General features: G+C 70.1%; 13 protein-coding genes. 4 read left to right on the forward strand and 9 right to left on the reverse strand.

Going from position 1 to position 16,255, the window contains the following annotated elements:
* The 4 genes from Q0Z83_RS14880 (at position 1) to Q0Z83_RS14895 (ending at position 4,457) form a co-directional block, all read left to right on the forward strand.
* Positions 1-1,521, forward strand: coding sequence for an RICIN domain-containing protein (locus Q0Z83_RS14880; RefSeq protein ID WP_317794501.1), 1,521 nt, complete (start codon positions 1-3; stop codon positions 1,519-1,521).
* 190 nt (positions 1,522-1,711) lie between these two features.
* Entirely contained in the window at positions 1,712-2,134 is a 423-nt protein-coding gene (locus tag Q0Z83_RS14885) for a hypothetical protein (protein ID WP_317794502.1), read from the forward strand.
* A gap of 111 nt (positions 2,135-2,245) precedes the next feature.
* Positions 2,246-3,448 carry a cytochrome P450 gene (locus Q0Z83_RS14890; protein ID WP_317794503.1) on the forward strand — a complete coding sequence of 401 codons (1,203 nt, stop codon included), beginning with the start codon at positions 2,246-2,248 and terminating at the stop codon, positions 3,446-3,448.
* Between the two features lie 94 nt (positions 3,449-3,542).
* Positions 3,543-4,457, forward strand: coding sequence for a MurR/RpiR family transcriptional regulator (locus tag Q0Z83_RS14895; RefSeq protein ID WP_317794504.1), 915 nt, complete (start codon positions 3,543-3,545; stop codon positions 4,455-4,457).
* On the opposite strand, the gene Q0Z83_RS14900 is transcribed toward Q0Z83_RS14895, so the two are convergent.
* The 9 genes from Q0Z83_RS14900 to Q0Z83_RS14940 form a co-directional block, all read right to left on the reverse strand.
* Positions 4,454-5,068, reverse strand: a complete 615-nt coding sequence (locus tag Q0Z83_RS14900; protein ID WP_317794505.1) for a hypothetical protein — start codon at positions 5,066-5,068, stop codon at positions 4,454-4,456. The two genes, Q0Z83_RS14895 and Q0Z83_RS14900, sit on opposite strands and share 4 nt — an antisense overlap.
* Before the next feature lie 32 nt (positions 5,069-5,100).
* Positions 5,101-6,222, reverse strand: a complete 1,122-nt coding sequence (locus Q0Z83_RS14905) for an AfsR/SARP family transcriptional regulator (RefSeq protein ID WP_317794506.1) — start codon at positions 6,220-6,222, stop codon at positions 5,101-5,103.
* A 100-nt stretch (positions 6,223-6,322) separates the two neighbouring features.
* On the reverse strand, positions 6,323-8,623 hold the full coding sequence (locus Q0Z83_RS14910; protein WP_317794507.1) for an SDR family NAD(P)-dependent oxidoreductase: 2,301 nt from the start codon (positions 8,621-8,623) through the stop codon (positions 6,323-6,325).
* Between the two features lie 82 nt (positions 8,624-8,705).
* Positions 8,706-10,094 carry an MFS transporter gene (locus Q0Z83_RS14915; RefSeq protein ID WP_317794508.1) on the reverse strand — a complete coding sequence of 463 codons (1,389 nt, stop codon included), beginning with the start codon at positions 10,092-10,094 and terminating at the stop codon, positions 8,706-8,708.
* Positions 10,095-10,126: 32 nt separating this feature from the next.
* Positions 10,127-11,014 carry a hypothetical protein gene (locus Q0Z83_RS14920; protein WP_317794509.1) on the reverse strand — a complete coding sequence of 296 codons (888 nt, stop codon included), beginning with the start codon at positions 11,012-11,014 and terminating at the stop codon, positions 10,127-10,129.
* A complete protein-coding gene (locus Q0Z83_RS14925; RefSeq protein ID WP_317794510.1) occupies positions 10,992-11,900 on the reverse strand; it encodes an alpha/beta hydrolase family protein in 909 nt (302 codons plus the stop codon). The genes Q0Z83_RS14920 and Q0Z83_RS14925 overlap by 23 nt, the downstream gene beginning before the upstream one ends.
* Positions 11,897-14,161, reverse strand: a complete 2,265-nt coding sequence (locus tag Q0Z83_RS14930; RefSeq protein ID WP_317794511.1) for a molybdopterin oxidoreductase family protein — start codon at positions 14,159-14,161, stop codon at positions 11,897-11,899. The genes Q0Z83_RS14925 and Q0Z83_RS14930 overlap by 4 nt, the downstream gene beginning before the upstream one ends.
* Positions 14,154-14,894: an SDR family NAD(P)-dependent oxidoreductase gene (locus Q0Z83_RS14935; RefSeq protein WP_317794512.1), complete on the reverse strand. Its 741-nt coding sequence runs from the start codon at positions 14,892-14,894 to the stop codon at positions 14,154-14,156. The genes Q0Z83_RS14930 and Q0Z83_RS14935 overlap by 8 nt, the downstream gene beginning before the upstream one ends.
* Positions 14,891-16,252, reverse strand: a complete 1,362-nt coding sequence (locus Q0Z83_RS14940) for a B12-binding domain-containing radical SAM protein (RefSeq protein ID WP_317794513.1) — start codon at positions 16,250-16,252, stop codon at positions 14,891-14,893. The genes Q0Z83_RS14935 and Q0Z83_RS14940 overlap by 4 nt, the downstream gene beginning before the upstream one ends.
* Positions 16,253-16,255: the final 3 nt, after the last annotated feature.

The raw sequence follows: 16,255 nt of genomic DNA on the forward strand, positions 1-16,255 counted from the left end.
ATGCGCAGAATCCTCACGGCCCTCCTACCGGCCGCCGCCGGATCGGCCGCCGGACCTCCTGCTGCCAGTCCCGCCGCGGGGCCTGCCGCCAGGTCTGCCGGCGTGACTGCCGTCGCCGTGCTTGCTGCCGCCCTGTTGGGCGCCGCCCTGCTCGCCGGCATCAGCCCGTCTCCGGCTGCGGCCGCCCCGGCTGCCGGTGTCGCCTATCAGCTCAAGGTCACCAAGTCGGGTATGTGCCTGGACGTGCCGGGCGCGTCGACGGCGAACGGTGCCCTGCTGCAGCAGTGGGGCTGCACCGTCAACTCGGCGTGGCAGCAGTTCACGCTGGTGGCGTCCGGGTCGGCGTACCTGGTCAAGAACGTGAACAGCGGTAAGTGTGTGGACGTGCCCGGCTGGTCGACGGCCTCCGGGGTCCAGTTGCAGCAGTACACGTGTGTATCGAGTCAAGCCAATCAACAGTGGACGCTGGTGTTGAGTGGATCGGATACGTATCAACTCGTCAATGTGAACAGTGGCCTGTGCATGTCGGACAAGGATGCCTCGACGGCGTCGGGTGGCGCGATCATCCAGGAGACCTGTACCGCCAACACCAACAAGCAGTGGGCCTTCGTGACCACGGCCGGACGCACCTGGTCGTCGACGCCTGACGGGTTCGCGTCCACAGGTGGCGGCACCACCGGGGGAGCGGGCGGCACCACGGTCACCGTCAGCACGCAGGCCGACCTCGCCCGGTACGCCGCTTCGTCCGGTTCATACGTCATCCGGGTGTCCGGGGCCGTCAACATCAGCCCGATCGGTACCGAGATCCCGGTAACTTCGAACAAGACCATCGTCGGTGTCGGCACGGCGGGCCAGATCGTCGGCGGCGGGTTCTTCCTCGGTGCCGGCACCCGCAACGTGATCATCCGGAACCTGACCATCCGGGACACCCGGATGGCCGACGACGATCCCGGTGACGACGTCTACGACTACGACGGCATCCAGATGGACACCGCCGACCACATCTGGATCGACCACAACCTGATCACCCGGATGAACGACGGCCTGATCGACTCCCGCAAGGACACCAGCTACCTGACCGTGTCGTGGAACGTCCTGGCCGAGGGCAACAAGGCGTTCGGCATCGGCTGGACCGACAACGTGACGGCCCGGATGACGATCCACCACAACTGGATCCACCACACCGGCCAGCGCAACCCCAGCACCGACAACGTCGCCTACGCCCACCTCTACAACAACTACCTGCAGACCATCACCGGGTACGGCAACTACTCCCGTGGCAGCACGAAGATGGTGCTGGAGAACAGCTATTTCGACGGCGTGAAGGACCCCTACTACCCGGATTCGACCGCCCAGTTGAGGCAGTCCGGCAGCATCCTGGTCGGCTGCACGGGCAAGCAGACGACCTCCGGCTCCGCGTTCACGCCGAGCGGTTTCTACCCGTACACCCTCGATGCCGCCGCCGATGTGCCCGCGTTGGTGCGCACCTACGCCGGCCCGCAGGCGAACATCGGCGTCTGACCCGACCTCGGGGGTTTCCTGCCGGGAGCCCCCGATCGGCGGACCTTCCGCAAAGGACCGGAAAACGGACCGGCAATACGGATGACACGCGTTGCGCCGATCAATCATCCGACTTCTGTAATCGCTGGCATTACACTTCGGGGAATCCGAGTACGGCGGTCCCGGGCGACTGTAGATTCACGGTGCTCAGATGATCGAAACAACGAAGTTGGTGCATCATATGAAGACTCGGAGAATGGTGGTAACCGCTTCCACCGGCGTTGTCCTGATGGTCGTCGCCGCAGTTCCGGGCGCTGCGCTCGCGGCGCCGGCCGGATTCGAGTACACCGGTCTGACCCCGGCCCCGTGCGGAAAGGCGCTGGTCTCCCAATCGGGTGACAACACCAAGGTTCCGCTCGACATCACGAACGACACCGCCGAACCGATCGGCCTGGCCTGGCGCGACTTCAACGGAAAGCGAAGCCAATATCGGACGATCGCGGCGGGTGAGAGCGTGGAAACGTCACTGACCTACCGGAAGCACGTCTGGGAGGTCACCGACAAGGCCGAGAAATGCCTTCGTCTCTTCGTCGTCAAGACCACCGCGACGACGGCGAGCATCGTCCTGAATTGATCGTCGGCATTCACTCACCGGGCCGCCGCACGGAAACGTCCGCGCGGCGGCCCGTGGCGGATAGGCTCCACAGAGGACGTGCATACGGTTCGCTCCCATGGAAGGACCCCGATGACCGTCACCGACATCCTCTCCCCGGAATGCCTGACCGATCCGGTCGGTGTGTGGGAGGCGCTGCGCGACACCGAGCCGCTCGCCTTTCACGAGGGCATGAACGCCTACGTGATCAGCCGATATGCCGACGTCGAACGTGCTTTCAAGGATCCGATCTTCACCAGCGACAACTACAGCTGGCAGCTGGAACCGGTGCACGGCCGCACGATTCTGCAGATGGACGGGCGGGAGCATTCGATCCATCGGCGGCTGGTCACTCCGGCCTTCCGCGGTGGTGAGCTGACCGCCCGATTCGTGCCGGTGATGCGTCGTAACACCGCCGAGTTGCTCGCCGCTTTCCAGCACACCGGCGAGGTCGACCTGGTCGACGCGTTCACCACCAGGTATCCGATCAACGTGATCGTCGACATGCTCGGCCTGCCCACCTCCGACCACATCCTGTTTCATCGCTGGTACACGTCGCTGATGGCGTTCCTGGCCAACCTCACCCAGGACCCGGACGTGGCCGCCGCCGGGCTGCGGACCCGCGACGAGCTCGCGGACTATCTGCTCCCGCGGATCGCCGAGCGCACCGCCGACCCGCATGACGACCTGATGTCCGTATTGTGCACCGCCGAGATCGACGGCGAGCGGATGACCCCGCAGGAGATCAAGGCGTTCGTCAGCCTGCTCCTGGTGGCCGGGGGCGAGACCACCGACAAGGCCCTGGCCAACATGATGCTCAATCTGATCCGCAACCCGGATCAGATGGCGAAGGTACGCGCCGACCGTGCGCTGATCGGTCATGCTCTCGCCGAGACGCTGCGGCACTCGCCGCCCGTACAGATGATCATGCGGCAACCGGCCGCGGACGTGGAACTCTCGGGCGGAACCGTGCCCGCCGGCTCGACGGTGGTCTGTCTCATCGCCGCCGCGAACCGGGACCCGCGCCACTACCGCGACCCGGATCGGTTCGACGTCACGCGCCCCGACCTGGACTTCGGCAAGGCCTACACGGCTGCCGCCAACCACACCGGGTTCGCGCTCGGTCGGCACTTCTGTGTCGGCGCCATGCTCGCCAAGACCGAGGTCGAGGTCGCCGCGAACGCGCTGCTCGACGCGATGGAGGACATCGAACTCGCCGAACCGGTCGCCGCGCGGGGCCTGTTCACCAGGGCGCCGTCCGCGTTGCGGCTACGGTTCCGGCCGGTCGCCGGATAGCTTCGGCACGTTATCGGTGCGTTTGGTTGACTCACCCACGTACCCAGTCGTAATTTTCATCGGATCAATATTTTGATGAAAAGGGTGACCGGGAATGTCGGGTGAGAGCGGCGGGCTGCTGGGGCGGCTGCGCATCGAGGGGCCGCAGATGCCGGAGGCGCTGCGGCGGATCGCCGAGGCGATCCTCGCCGACCCGGAGACGTCGGCGCACGCCAGCATCGTCGATCTCGCCGAGCGGTCCGCGACGTCCACCGCGACGGTCACCCGATTCGCGCGGACGCTGGGCTTCAAGGGGTACGCCAGCCTGCGCGTCGCCGTGGCGACCGAAACCGGACGTGCCGAGCAGGCCCGGTGGGAAACCGACATCAGCGGTGACATCGCGCCGGGCGATCCGCTCGATCAGGTGCTCAGCGTCGTCGCGGCGGCCGACACCCGGGCCATCCAGAGCACCGCCGCCGCCCTCGACGTGAGCGCCGTCGAGCGGGTCGCCGCCGCCATCGCCGGTGCTCAGCGGGTGGAGCTGTTCGGGTTCGGCAGCAGCGGCACGGCGGCTCGGGAGATGGCGTTCCGGCTCGAACGGATCCGGGTGCCGGTCTGGCATCGGCAGGACAGTCACACCGCGCTCACCAACGCCGCCCTGCTGCTGCCCGGTGACGTCGCCATCGGGCTGTCGCATTCCGGCCGGACCCGCGAGGTCATCGAAACGCTTGCCGAAGCGGCCGACCACGGGGCGCTGACCGTGGCGGTGACCAGTTTCGGTCGTTCGCCGTTGGCCGAGGTGGCGGACATCGTCTTCACGACCAGCGTGCTGGAGACGACCTTCCGGCTCGCCGCACTCTCCGCCCTGCACTCGCAGCTGCTCGTCCTCGACCTGATCTACGTCGCGGTGGCGCAGCGCACCTATGAGCGCACCTCGGAGGCACTCGAACTCACCGTGCGTGCCGTCGACGCGCACCGGCTCCCGGAGAAGACACCCAGCCGCAAGCGACGGCCCAGCTCCGACCGTTAGTCGGTGACCGCCTGCTGCACGATGAAGTAAACCTGGTCGACGGTGATGCCGTGGCGGCGGGCGATCATCGCCACGTCGTGCCCATCGCCGTACTCGGCCACGATCGTGTCCGGATCGGCGAAACCATGCATCTGGTACGTCGGAGGCGCGTAGGAGACGGGCTGAGGCGGCGGGTAGGGGCCCGGTGCGGGCGGCTGCCCCTGATACCCGGGCGGGGGCGGCACCTGGCCTGGTTGCGGCGGCGGGTAGTAGGCGGGCGGGACCTGGCCGGGAGCCGACGGCGGGTGATACGCGGGCGGGGGCGGCACCTGGCCAGGGGCCGACGGCGGCGGATAGTAGGCGGGTGGCGGCGGGACCTGGCCGGGAGCCGACGGCGGCGGATAGTAGGCGGGTGGCGGCGGGACCTGGCCGGGAGCCGACGGCGGCGGATAGTAGGCGGGCGGCGGCGGAGACTGGCTCGGGCTCTGCCCGACGGGACCGACCTCGCGTTCCACCAGCGCATACACCTGCTCGACGGTCAGGCCGTAACGTGCCGCGATGCCCTCGACCTCATACCCGGCGCCGAACTCCGCGACGATCCGGTCGTCCCTGCTCGGGTATGCGTCAGTCACAACGTGAAGCTACCGCGCGGTGTCCACCTCGGTCAGCTCATCGACAGCGGGTCCGGCGGGAAGAGGTCGTGCCCCTCCCACGGGTCGACCGCCTCCGGGTAGGCGTTCTTCTCCGGCTCGGCCTTGGCCGGCGGCGGCTTCGGTGTCGTCGTCCGCTCAGGCGCGGCCGACGATGACGACGGCGGCTGGGACGAGGGCGGGTGGGACGAGGGCGGGTGGGACGAGGGCCGCGTCGGCGGGGAGAAAGGCCTGGTGGCGGCGGCCGGGGGCGCCGCCGCGGGGGAGGTGGGCCTGACGGCGGCTGCCGACGGGGGAGTCGACGCCGCAGAGAACGGCCTGGTGGCGGGCAGGGGCGACGCGGCGGGTTCCGCTGGTGAGAACGGCCGTGTCGCGGGCAGCGGTGAAGCGGCCGGTTCCGGCGGAGGTGTGGTGGGCGGTGTCGGCGGAGAGAAGGGCCTGGTGGCAGCCGGGGAAGCCGACGCCGGAGAGAACGGCCTGGTGGCCGGCAGAGGCGAGGCGGCCGGGGCGGCGGGGGAGAACGGCCTGGTCGCGGCCAGGGGAGCACGGTTCGGTGCCGGCGTTGCCGCTGGTGGCGGTGGGGTGGCCGGTGACGTCGGTGCCACCGCCGTCGGTTCGGCCAGTAGCGCCGACGCGGCGGCCCGCTCCGAGTTGAGGCGGGCGCGGGCCGACTCGAAGACCGGCCCGCTCAGCCCGGTCAGCGGCTCGTCCTGCCACATGCCGAGTGCGGTCCGGATCTCGTCGGTGGCCGACCCGATGGCACCCGTCTGATGTTCGGCCCGGGCGCGGGCCAGGGCCGCCCGGAACATCCCGGTGTCGACGGCGTTCTCACCCGCCCGGATGACGTAGCCGCCGTCGGTGAGGGTGATCAGCGAGGTCCGTTCCGGATCGAGGCCGCGCCGCAGCGCACCGATGAACCGCTGAACGACATCGACGCCGTTCGACGGCGGGTCGCCGTTCCACAGGGCGGCCACGATCTGGTCGAGCGGCACCGGCCGGGGCGCGTGTAGGAGGAGCAGCGCGAGAACCGCCTGCTGTTTCGGGGGGCCGAGGTCGACTGGTTCGGTGCCCCGGAACGCACGGATCGGGCCGAGCATCTCGAAGCGCAGCGCGACGGCGGACGTGCCGTCGTTCATCCCGTGACCCCCATCGGACGACTGGATACCCCGGCAGCAGCATAACGACGGCTGTCGCGCCGCAGGTCCGGCGGGTGAACAGGTCCCGTCCGCCGAACGGTCATCCTTCCCGGACGGGTTTCCCGGTGGCGGTGCGGCGCAACTGCGGGACGAGGCGCAGGTCGCGTGGTCGCTCGGCTCGGGACAGCCGGTTCGCCGCCCATTCCCGCAACCGCTCGACGGTCAGCGCACTGCCCTCCCGGACCTCGACGGTGGCCCGCAGCCGCTGCCCGAACTCGGCGTCCGGGACGGCCTCCAGCAGTACGTCGGTCACGTCCGGGTGGGCGGTGAGGACGGCGGCGACCGGGCCCGGGTACACGTTCTCTCCACCGGAGACGATCATGTCGTCGAGTCGCCCGTCCACGAACAGCCGCCCGGCCGGATCGAGATGTCCCAGGTCGCCGGTGCCCAGCCACTGGCCGTCCGGCTGCCAGCCGCGTACCCGGATCTCGCCGATGCGGCCGGGCGGGACACCCGTACCGTCTGGTCCGACGATGTCGATCTCGACGCCGCGTGGCGCCCGCCCGACCGTGCCCGGTGCCGCCCGCAGATCCGCCGGTGTCGCCATGGCCGCCCAGCCCGCTTCGGTCGTCGCGTACATGTTGAAGGTCCGGTCGCCGAATCGTTCCCGAAGCCGTTCGCACAGGTCGGCGGTGAGGGGCGCGGCGCCGCTGACGATGCCGCGAAGCGTCGGGAGGTCCGGCGGATCCGGCAGTTCGCACAGCCGGCGCAGCTGGATCGGCAGCGCGAACAGCAGTCCGGCCCGATGCTCGCCGACCGCGTCGAGGATCCGCTGAGGGTCGCCGCCGGGCACGAGGACCACCGGCGCGCCGAGGACGAGCCCGGCGGACAGATAGGTCAGCCCGTATCCGTGATGCGGCGGCGTCGCGACGACGATCGACTCGCCGGGCCGGACCGGTGTCATCCGCAGGTGGGTGGTGACCGGGCCGAGCAGCATGCCGACCGGCAGTGGCCGCGACACGCTGCGCGGGATCCCGGTGGTCCCGGACGTCAGCACGAACACGCGGCCGGGCCGGACCGGCCCGGCCGGCGGCGCGGCGTCACTGATCAATTCCGGCCAACCCACGGTGGGTACGCCCACCGCCCCCACCGCGTCCGGTTCGTTGATCAGGGCCTTCGCCCGTTCGCGGCGCAGTACCTCGGCCATCCGGTCGGCCGGCAGGTCAGGGGGCAGCAGGATCACGTCGGCGCCCAGCCGGGCCAGCCCGGCCGCCGACGCCACGAACCCGCGATGACCGTCGCAGGCCAGCCCGACCCGATCTCCGGCGCCGATGCCGAGACGGGTGGCCGCGTTCGCCGCGATGCGCTCGGCCAGTCCGGTCAGTTCCCGGTAGCGGACCGGTCCGTCGGCGTCGACGAGCGCGACCCCGTCCGGTGTTCCGGCCGCGACCGCCGTGGCGAGACTGCGCCCATGCCGGCGACCGGCCCGCAGCACCCGCGCGAGACGGGCCGGTCGCCACAGCCCGGTGGCCGCCAGCACCCGCAACGGCTCGACGGCGTCGATCATCCGCAATCCGGCGGCCAGTCCTCGCTCGACGGTCCGTGGCGCCGCGGCCATCAGCACCGAGCCGAGTCTCGCCCACCACGGCCACCAGTTCGTGCGATGGGCCACCGACCGGCAGACGATCTCCGCGGCGTCGCCCGCCGACATCGCCGGTGCCCGGCGGTAGTGCGGCGTCGGCGCGCTCATCCGGGTCCGGACCAGATTGAGGTACGTCGTGCTGACCGTCACCCGATCGGCCCGCAGTTCGACCGCGGCACAGCGCAGCCACGTGTCGAACGCCGACTTCGACGCCAGGTAGGACGACCAGTTCGGGGTCCGTGACGACAGCCCGGCCGTGGAGACGTTGACGATGTGCCCGCCACCCGCGGCCCGCATCGTCGGAAACAGCGCCAGCATCAGCTGAGCGGGCCCGAGGAAGTTGAGACTGTTCGTCCGCTGAATGTCATGGAACCGGTCGGCGGTGTCGGCGACCGACCGCCGGATCGACCGCCCGGCGTTGCTGACCACGACATCGATCCGGCGATGCCGTTGCACCAGGTCCGCGGCGAGCGCGGCCGCCGCTTCCGGAGACGACAGATCAGCCGGGTGTACGAAAGCCCGCCCGCCGGCCGACTCGATCTCCGTCCGGACCTGCTCGAGTCGCTCTTCGGTGCGGGCCACCAGCAGCACGGTCGCCCCGGCCGCCGCCAGCCGCTTCGCCGTGGCCTCCCCGATCCCTTCGGAGGCTCCGGTGACGAGCACGGTCTTCCCGTCGACGGCTTTCCGCAGCCGCCCATCCCGGGGCCCACGCCCGGTGATTCCCAACCCGATCGCAACCCACCGTCTCGCCTGGTCCACCGCGCCATTGTGGATCAGGCACCGTCCCGGCGTACCCGCTGCCGTCGTGGTTCTTCGAGGCCGAGGACGGCGGTGACCCGGGTCAGTCGTCGGTGCCGCCGGTGAGGGCGGTGGCGGCGTCGGTGGGGTAGGTGCGCTGGCCGTTGAGGACGATCAGGCTGCCGATCACCAGGGGAAGCAGGACCACCGTGTAGGCCCAGCGCAGTGAGCCGGTGCTGTCCGAGGCGAGGCCGATCAGCCATGGGCCGAGGGCTCCGCCCAGCGTGACCAACATCTGCAGGACGGCGAAGCCCAGGCCTCGGCGGGACGCGGCGACCACGTCGGCGTTGGCGGCGGTCAGGTTGGCGATGGCTCCGGCGAAGCCCACGTTGGCCAGGGTGAAGCAGATCGCCTGCGGCACCAGGACCGGCACCGTCACCGCACCGGCCAGGAACACCGTGCCGAACAGCAGGGACCAGCCGCCGATCGCGACCCGGTGCTGGTGGTACCGGTCGCCGAGCCGGCTGCCGGCGAGGATCCCGGCCACGATGCCGACCAGGCCCGCGCCGCCGCCGACGGCCGCCGCGGAGGCTTCGGGCAGGCCGAACTCCCGGGCGTAGAACGACGGCATCCAGAAGAACAGTCCGCCGAGTCCGAAGAAGAGGATGCTCAGGCCGATGATCACCGAGCGGAGGGTGCGGATCCGCAGCAGCGCGGCCAACTGGGCCCGCATCGGCACCGGCGTCAGGCCACTCGCGGGGTCGGAGTCGGGTCCGGTTCCGGAATCGAACCCGGAGGCGGTCGCGGAGGAGGAGCTGTACCAGCGGGAGAGGCTGTCGCCGAGGCCGCGGACCGGTTCGCGGACCGTCAGCATCAGCAGCGCGATGATCACGCCGGGTATCGCGACCAGGAAGAACCCGGTGCGCCAGCCGACCGTCTGGGCGAGCGCGCCACCGGCGATGACCCCGATCGGCAGGCCCGCGAAGTACGCCATCCGCTCGTATCCGTACGCCCGCGCGCGCCCCGGCCCGGGGTAGAGGTCACCGAGCAGGCTGGACGCGGGCGGGTTGTACAGCTGGCCGGCCGCGCCGAGCAGCACCCGCACCGCGAACAGGGTCGCGTACGTGCCGGCCAGCCCGGTGCCGACGGTGAGCAGCGCCCAGACCGCGACGATCGCCGACACCGTCCAGGTGCGCCTACCGGTGTCGGCGAGTCTGCCGGCCGGGAGCAGGAGCACGATCGCCGCGATGGCCCCGGCCGTGGCGATCGCCCCGCCCTGGCTGTCGCTGAACCCGAACTCCTCCTGAATGGTCGGCAGCGCCCCGGCCAGCAGGTTGTACTCGATCCGGTCGATGGCGGCGACGAGCGCGATGCAGACGGCGGGCCACCACCCGAACGGCGCTCCGGAACCGCGTTGCACGGTCACCGGCGGCCGCCCGGGGTAGGCCGTCACCTGTTTGATCTGCTGCGAGGACTCACCCGTGACCGCCATGCAGGCACCCTACGGGGGGAAACGCTGTTTCGCTAGGGGACACGTGAGAGTCGGCCGAGGACGCTCGGCTTGTCCACCTCCGCGGCGTACACGCCGAGGACCGCGGTGCCGTCGTCCCACAGCCGCCCTCGGGTGGTGAAGGCGTCCCCGGCCCGGAACGGATTGCGGAACGACAGGACGACCCGGTCGGCGGACTGCTCGGCGACCGGCAGCCCGGCCTGCGCCTGCAGCACGGTCAGGTGGTCCTCCAGCAGGTTCAGGTACTCGCCGGTGAAGACGATCTGGTTGGTGTCGGTGTGCTGCAGCCCGAACACCCCGGGCCGTTCCCCGGCGGTGAGCTCGGCGGCGTCCGACGGCGGTTCGGCGACCTCGGCGGCGCCGGGATGGCCCGGTTCGAGCACGTGTACGGCCAGATGCTCGGTCTGCGGCAGCGGTTCCGCGACGATCCGCTGCCCGGGCGGCCCGTCCCGCCGGACCAGGGTGAGCAGCAACCGCCCGGTGCCGCAGGTGAACGGCTCGTCGGACACGGTCTCCCGATAGCGGAACGGATCACCGGTGCCCGGCCGTGACGTGAACGTGTAGAGGCACTCGAAACCGAGCCGCGACGGACGCTGCCCCAGCCCCCACCCGGACAGCTCGACATGCCGGGTGATCACGGTGACGTCCAGATCGGCGCCGACCGCCAGCGGGCCGGGCCGCCGCTCGAACTCGGCGTGCGTGACGACCGACCCGTACCCGGCGGCCCGCAGCCCGGCCACGTCGACGTGCCTGGTGAAGCTGTCGTACATCATCGGCACCGCGAACGCGAGCATCGACCTGGTCTTGAGCCGGAAGCCCCGGTCCAGATCAGGGATGTTCAGCGTCACCCGGTGCTCGCCGCGCACCTCGTCGACGAGCTCAGCCGACGGTGTTCCGGTCATTGAGGTCCTCCTCGGAAAACGCCGACCCGAAGGCTTCCCGTAGGCAGGTGACCACCCGGGACGCGTAACCGGCCGGGTCGGCCAGATGGTTGGTGAGATGACGCCCGGCCGGCACCCTCCACACGGTCACCGGGCCGGCGCAGTCCGACCGCAGGAAACGGCAGCTGTCCTCGACGTCGAACATGCTGTCGCGGGCGCCGACGATCTGCAGCACCCGGGTGCCGTGCAGCGCACGCACCGACCGGCGGGCGTGCCGGTAGAGCGGCCCGGCGCGGGTCCACAGTGCGGCGGCCCGGGCCACGACCAGATCGGTGACCGCCCGGGTGCGCCGGAAACGGGCTCCCCGGCGTTCCCGGCGCAGCAGCGTGTCCAGCATCCCCACCCAGCGGACCAGCGGAACCGAGTCCAGCACCACCGCCGGATAGTGCCGGCCCGCGGTCCCGGCGTGCGCGATCGCCATGTTGCCACCGAACGAGCAGCCGAGCAGGGCCACCCGTCCGGCGAAGGCGGGATGGGCGAGGTCGATGTGCCGTACCACCGCGTCGAGGTCTTTCAACGGTCCCCACAGGCCGTCGCGCCACCAGTGCCGGGGCGCGGCGCTCTCGCCGCAGCCGCGGAAATCGAAGGTGACCACGGCCAGTCCCTGGTCGACCAGCAGCCGGGTGTGCGCGAGCGTCCGCGATTTGCTGGCGTTCCGGGCGTGGCACACCACCACCATGCCCCACGCGTCGGGCGGGAGGAAGGCCCACCCGTGGATCCGCAGCCCGTCGGTGGTCGTCACGGTGAACGGTTCGGCGGTGAGCCCGTGGTCCTCGGGGGTGGCGAAGTCGGCGCCCGCGGCGGGCCAGACGAACCGCCGGAACACGGTGACCGGGTACCGGATCACGGGACCAGCGCCAGATCCACCCGGGTGTCCTTGAGCAGGGGCTGCCAGGTGACCGGGTCGATGTTGTCCGAGCTGGTCAGCAGGTTCGGGTGGGTGTCCGCCTTATCGGGATGGAACGACAGGTAGAGGTGCCCGGGCGGCACGTCGGCGGTGATCTCGGCTGGGCACTCGAGCGACCCGATCGGGTTGTGCAGCCGCACCCGGGCGCCCGAGGTGATGCCGAGCCGGGCCGCGTCGGAGTCGTTGACGTACACGAAGTTGGTGTCCGGCCAGTTCGCGGCGCCGGTCGCGGTGGACGAGTTGAACATCGCCACGTTGTTGCGGCGCACCGCCTTGCCGCCCATCGCGCCCCGGCCGGTGATCAGTACGAACCCGCCGCGGTTGCGGTCCTGGTAGGGCACCAGCCGTTCCTCGGCCGGCAGGTGGAACGTCGCCAGCCGGTGGTCGGCGGCGCGGATCCCGGAGAACGGCGAGCCGGGCCGGTAGCGGCGTTCACCGGCCCACTGGGCGCCCTCACCGGTGCGGATGTCGGTCAGGGTGATCGGCCGGCCGTCGGCGTGCGAGAACTCGTTGTAGAAACCCCGGGACGCGGCCTGGATCTCGTCCCAGATCGGCTCGGTCAGTGGCTCCCCGTACTCGTCGAGGGGGTAGCTGAACGCCGTGTCGAGAGCGTGCGCGTCGAGGTCGGCGTTGCCCTTGGCGACCAGTTCGTCGACGTCGAGGAGAGCGTCGAGACCGGTCGTGGCGGGCGGCGGCTCCTCGGTCAGGCGCCGGGCGATGGTACGGGCGATCTCGCACACGATCCGCACGTCGCTCCACGCCTCGAACCCCGGCTCCTCGACCGGCTCCATGTACTGCAGCCGCCGTTCCCCGTTCAGGAAGATCCCGGACGTCTCGTGTTTGGTCCGGCACGGCAGCACGATGTCGGCGTACTCCATGATCTCGGGGTTGTAGTAGGAGTCGATGTAGACCACGCAGAGGTCCATCATCCGCTCCCGCCACTTCGCCAGGTTGGGGAAGTTGCGGGCCGGGTTGGTGCCGAAGACGAACAGGGTCCGTAGCCGTTCCGAGGTGGCGAACGACGCGACCGGCAGGCCCGGTTCGGGGTTGATCCGCCACGACGGCAGCCCCCACAGGCCGGCCATCCGCTCCCGGTCGACTTCTTCGGTGACCTTCATCCGGAACGGCAGCAGCCGGCCCGAGTAGCCCATCGCCAGTTCGGCGGAGGCGTTGGACTGTCCGGCCATCCGCACGTGCCCGCGCCCGGGTGCGCCGATGTGGCCGGTGAGCAGGTGCAGGTTGAGGATGGATGCGACTCCGGCGCTGCCCACGGTCTGGTTGATGCCGACCGAGCTGGTCGACACCACCCGGTCGCGGGTCCACAGTCGCGCGGCCCGGACGAACCTGTCGCGCATGTCGGCCGGATCCATGCCGTGCGGGGTGATCCGGGCGACGATCTCGTCGGCCGAGAACGGGCCGGTCCGCACGAACCGTAGGAACTGTTCGGCCGAGGCCGGATCGGCGTGTCCGGCGACGTAGCCGGGGTCCCATCCGTCGTGGTCGATCAGGTGTCGGGCGAATCCGATGTTGAGGAGCACGTCACTTCCGCTGCGTACCGGAAGATGAATGTTGTTCGGATCGTCGGCGAGTAGCAGGTCGACCGTGTCGGTGCGCCGGGGGTCGACGACGACCTTGACCGCGCCACGGTTCTGCCGCACGTACCGCTGGAAGATCGTCGGATGGTTGGCGGCCGGGTTGTGGCCGTAGAAGAAGATCGCCTCGGCGTGCCGGTAGTCGTCGTAGCAGGAGAACGGGCCCTCGTTGCCGAAGACCAGTTCGTGCCCGCCGGCGTTGTTGGCCAGGCACTGTTCGGCGTTGGAGCAGATGTTGTTGGTGCCCAGGTGGCCCTGGAAGAACTTCTTGGCGATCCACAGCGCCTCGGTGGTCATCTGCCCGACGCCGTAGAAACCGAGCGAGTCGCGGCCGAAGTCCTGCCGGTCGGCCAGGATCGAGTCGGCCGCCATGTCGATCGCGTAGTCCCAGGACACCCGCTCCCAGCCGTAGGGCGAGCGCAGCATCGGGCCGGTGAACCGCTGCACGTCCTGCGGCCGCGAACCGAGATGCTGCTGGAAGTAGTGCGCGCCCTTGACGCACACCCCGGCGCTGCCGGTGCCGCGCACCTTGCCGGCCGGGGTGATCGTCACCTGGTCCACCACGCCGCAGAACGTGCACAGCGACCGGCGCGACCCGTCGTCATCCATGTGGCACCCCGGCGAGGTCACGTCCGAGAGCGGCGGTGCCGAGCGTCCAGCCGCCGTCGATCACGAACTCCTGCCCGGTCACGTAGGCGGCGGCCGGCGAGACCAGGAACGCCACCAGCGCCGCGACCTCCTCCGGCGTGCCCAGCCGACCCGCCGGGATGTGCCTGGTCACCGCCTCTTTCCAGGCGTCCGGGCGGAGCGCGGTCGGGCCCGAGTCGACGAAACCGGGCGACACGGTGTTGCAGGTGACCCGATAGGCCGCGAGCTCGGCGGCCAGGCTGCGGCTGAACGCGGCGACACCGGCCTTCGCCGCGGCGTACGCCGACAGACCGGGCATGCCCACCCGCGCCGCCGCCGAGCCGACGCTGACGATCGCGCCGCCCCCGGCCTTCATCAGCCGGAACGCGGACGCCCGGCAGACGTTCGAAACCCCGATCAGATTCACCGCGACGGTACGGTCGACCTGCGCCGATTCGCTGCGGAGCAGGGGTGCGCCGTCCACCGATCCGAAACAGTTCACCACCGCCGAGAACCGCCCGCCGCGCCACGCGGTCGCGACGAAGTCCGCACACGACGTCGGATCCTCTACATCGACCGGCAGCACCTCCACCGGCAGATCGCCCACCGAGGACTTCCCGGAGTGGCAGCCGACCACCACCTCGTGCCCCTGGTCGAGCAGTGTCCGGACGACGGCGCCGCCGATCCCGCCGGCGCCGACGACGACAGCCCTCACACCATGCTCCGGCCGCTGGTCGCCAGCGCGTGCTCGCGTTCCACCTTCTTCTTCACCAGGCTCCGGTAGATCGACTTGAAGTGGCGGGTCTTGCGCAGCGAGAACTCCCGGTTGTAGAACGCCCGGTAGACGCTCAGCGCACCCTCCTCCAGCTCCTCCGGAGACATGTGTTTCGGCTGGTAGACGGCGTCGAAGACGGTGTAGTACGACCACGACTTGTCGGGCAGGATGCGGCCCTCACGTTCCATGTCGTCGCGCAGCGGGGTGCCCGGGAACGGGGTGCAGCACGACACCTGGATGCCGGCCAGGTAGTTCTCCTTGACGAACTGGGCGGTCGCCTCGAACGAGTCCTTCGTGTCGGTGTCCAGGCCGAGTGTGAACGCCCCGTACACCCCGACGCCGTGGTCCTGGATGGTCTTGGCCGCCTCCACGTACTTGTCCAGGTTCCGGAACTTCCAGTTCCGCTCGTCGATGCCGTCGAGGGTCTCGGTCGACACGCTCTCGAAGCCGATCAGCATCGTCATGCAGCCGCTCTCGTGCATGAGGTCGAGGATCTCCGGGTCCTTGTAGAACGAGACGTCGGACTGCCCGCTCCACTTGATGCCCAGCGGCACGAGCCGGGACAGCAGCTCCTTGGTGCGGTTGCGGTCCACCACGAAGTTGTCGTCGGAGAACAGCACGTACGGGTTGTCCCAGCGCTCCTGGACGTACTCCACCTCGCGGATCACCTGGTCCACGGTCTTGTAGCCGAGCTTGTCCCGGTAGCGGATGGTGGCCGCGCAGAACCGGCAGGTGTGCGGGCAGCCCCGCGACGTCTCCACCCAGATGCTCGGGTAGTAGCGCTGCTGGGCCAGCTCGTAGGCGGGCCGCGGCACCACGCTCAGGTCGGCGCGGGCGGTCTGGCGGTACATCGGCTTCAGCCCGTCGTGGGTGAAGTCGTGGATCACCTGCGGCCACAGCGCCTCGGCCTCACCGACACAGACCGAGTCGACGTGCCGGGACACCTCGAACGGCGCCAGGTTCGCGTGCAGCCCACCGGCCACCACCGGGATGCCCCGGGCCCGGAACTGGTCGGCGATCTGGTACATCCGGTCGGCCTGCGCGGTCATCCCGGTCAGCGCGACCAGGTCGGCGTCCTCGTCGAAGTCGACGGGCTCGATGTTCTCGTCGATGTAGTGCATGTCCCAGTCGGGCGGGGTGAGCGACCCGACGATGGTCAGCCCGGTGGCGAACCCGGTCCAGGTGTAGTCGAAGAACTGGAACTCCCGGGACTCCCGCTTGAACTGCTGATGCTTCGGGTTACGCCCGAAGAACGTCGCCTGCGGTGAGATCAGCAGCAGCTTGCGTGCACGTGCCATGGT

This window comes from Actinoplanes sichuanensis (assembly GCF_033097365.1).
GTDB lineage: Bacteria > Actinomycetota > Actinomycetes > Mycobacteriales > Micromonosporaceae > Actinoplanes > Actinoplanes sichuanensis.